The organism is Arsenophonus sp. ENCA (assembly GCF_002287155.1).
Classification (GTDB): Bacteria; Pseudomonadota; Gammaproteobacteria; order Enterobacterales; family Enterobacteriaceae; genus Arsenophonus; species Arsenophonus nilaparvatae.
Genome location: NZ_NHNG01000088.1, coordinates 1 through 2,892 on the forward strand (window position 1 = coordinate 1; position 2,892 = coordinate 2,892).

Here is a 2,892-nt window from a genome sequence, read left to right on the forward strand (position 1 = left end):
CCTGAACAAAAACAAGAAAATAAAATAATCTCGGGCATCCGTATTACAGTTGAACACGCCATCGCGGGTATCAAGCGCCTCGGTTGCATGACCCAAATTTTACGGAATCGTAGACCCTTTATTGATGATACCTTCTTACTCCTTAGCGCAGGTCTTTGGAATTTCCATCTCAGAACAGCGTAAAATTTACTTCAATCACCGAAACACCCTTATTTCACTATTAAGCAACACGCTTACTGAAGCAATTCCCGGACCATTATCGCGAATAGAAAAAAGTGCTCCCTGTTTAATTTGTTGCCAACCAATATGAATAGATGTTCCAATCGGTGTATGGTTAATCGCATTATAGATAAGATTTGAAATGGCGCTTCTCAGTTGCTCTTCATGACCATAAACTTGTAATTTTTTATCCACATCAAAAATAATTTCATGCTTTCCCAAGCTTAAATTTATTACATCTTGTTTTATTGTATTTAGCATTGCCGGAATATTTATCTGCTCATTCGAATTAATATGTGGTGCTATTTCAATGCGGGAAAGCTGAAGTAATTGTTTAATTAAACTATCCATGCGTGCCAATTGTTCACGCATTGAGTGTAAAGCTTTTTTGTTAGCCGAATGACTATCAATTTGCTCATCCATGATTTCCAAATAACCTTGTAAAACAGTTAATGGTGTACGTAATTCATGATTAGCATTAGCAAAAAATTCGCCGCGTAATTTTTCCAATTTCACCTTTTCCGTTATGTCTTTTGCAACCATTAATAATTGGTCGTCAACATAAGACATAATTTGAAATTCAACCATAGCACTGTTATTTAACGCTATCGTAAACGGCACAGAATAGTCGGCTAACATAAAATAACGGTTAAAATCAGGATAACGGAGTAAATTGAAAATAGATTACCCACTATCCTCCGGCCAACGAAATCCCAATAAATATTCAGCTAAACGATTACACCAAACAATATTACCTTCTGCTGTCATTATAATAACTGCATCAGGCAAAGATTCTGCACCACTCCGAAATCGCCTGATAATTTGTACCAATTCACGCCGACGTTTACGATTGCGCTGCTGTAATTGATAAATACCATAAAAAATCGTTTCCCAAGCACCTTGTCCAGTTGGTGGCAGTAAACGACGTTCAAGCCAAAGCCAATCAGATAATTTCAGTAAATGATAACTATGCCAACATAAAGCGGCTAATAGTGAAATCACGAGCAACCAAGATAGATGACCAATAAAAAGTGATAATCCACATGCCGGTAAACAGAATAAAATCAAAACAACCACTAATTTTTTCCACGACAAACGTTCAAGCACGCCGACTTTTCCTTATAACCAACAATCAATAACGGACAGAGAAACGATAGCCTGTACCTCGAACTGTCTGGATCATTTTATCATGACCACCCACAGCAAGTGCTTTACGTAAACGACGAATATGCACATCTACTGTCCGATCCTCAACATAAATATTCACACCCTAAACATAATTTAATAATTGCTCACGATTATAAACTCGTTCTGGATGAGTCATAAAAAAATGCAGTAATTTGTATTCTGTCGGCCCCATTTCTATCGACGTTGTATCACTCGTTACCCGATGAGAGGTAGGATCTAGCTTCAACCCCTTCATTTCAATAACATTGTCGCTAACCATAGCTGAAACGCGACGTAAAATTGCATTTACTCTAGCAATCAGCTCTTTAGGTGAAAAAGGTTTTGTCAGATAATCATCTGCCCCAATTTCTAAACCTCGCACCCGATCTTCTTCTTCTCCCCTTGCAGTTAACATCATAATCGGGATATTTCGGATCAGTTGATCACGCTTTATATGGGCAATAAGCTGGATACCCGAACCACCCGGGATCATCCAATCTAGCAAGATAAGTGCCGGATAAGGCTCTATGAGCTGCGCAATTGCTGAATCATAATCATCAGCCTCAATGGTTTGGAATCCATTCTGTTCTAATACAAAGCAAACCATCTCACGGATCGCGGTTTCATCTTCGACGACCAAAATACGTCTTACCATGATTGATCCTATCATTATTTCATTATTTCATTATCAAATTAGTAGGCGCCATTATTTCATATTTATGACCATTTTATGAAATATTGTGGCGAATTTCGTCAAGTTGCAAATTTTCAGGCTAAATATGAGATATGATATCTAATTCACAAAATTAATTAATAACTGAATTTTTGAACGATATGGTTAAAATTTTTATCTATGATTTTTTATCGACCCGATTATAGTTATCAATAACCTATCTACACATAATTAATTTATGACCTTATTAATATAAGGAAAATATAATGCCAAACAAATTTATTGAAATGATGAAAAAACGAAGAACTATTTATAATATAGATAATTGGGCACCTCGAAAAACTCAAGATTTTCAATTAACCCTTGGCTTTCATTCTAAATAATTAGATTTTTTTTGATTATCACGCTACTGATTCTATCGCACATTGCCCTGGCTAGGGCCATTTGACCCATTCTGGGCGTCAGAAAGCCACGATGCACGCGCTCTGGAAGTACGCCAACCGCTTTAGGTTGTAACATGCTGCCATCATCGTCATGGCAAAATTAGCGCGCACCTGTCCAATGGTGCGGATCAGTTTTCTACCCATTTGTTCCATCGCCGCAAATGCATGTTCAACCCGTGCCCTAGTCTTTGCAATCCTGTGGTTTCGCCCTTGCTGAGTCTTGGACAACGGTTTGTTTCGATGGCCTTTACGCTGAATCTGGCTCCTATAGCCGTTTGCCTTCAGCCAAGCTTCCCGCTCCGCAGAGGGATAGCCTCGGTCGGCGTAGATATTGCGATTGGTGTTGGCCTTGTCAATGACCCTTTCGAAATGCTGACTGTCGTGGGTGCT

The 2,892-nt window shown here is 38.6% G+C and carries 2 protein-coding genes and 2 pseudogenes; 1 reads left to right on the top strand and 3 read right to left on the bottom strand.

Translation table 11 applies throughout. The features are described from left to right. On the top strand, positions 1-183 hold a 183-nt coding region (locus CBG25_RS02585), incomplete at its 5' end, for a transposase family protein (RefSeq protein WP_366212660.1). 54 nt (positions 184-237) lie between these two features. Here CBG25_RS02585 and phoR read toward each other — a convergent pair. From phoR to CBG25_RS02600, 3 genes and pseudogenes are all read right to left on the bottom strand, one after another. Next, positions 238-1,326, bottom strand: a pseudogene (phoR, locus tag CBG25_RS02590) (phosphate regulon sensor histidine kinase PhoR); the annotation flags it as partial. Between the two features lie 25 nt (positions 1,327-1,351). After that, positions 1,352-2,041 (bottom strand): annotated as a pseudogene (gene phoB, locus CBG25_RS02595) (phosphate regulon transcriptional regulator PhoB). Positions 2,042-2,520: 479 nt separating this feature from the next. Then, positions 2,521-2,892, bottom strand: a 372-nt coding sequence (locus CBG25_RS02600) for a transposase (protein ID WP_290603757.1), incomplete at its 5' end; no start/stop codon positions are given.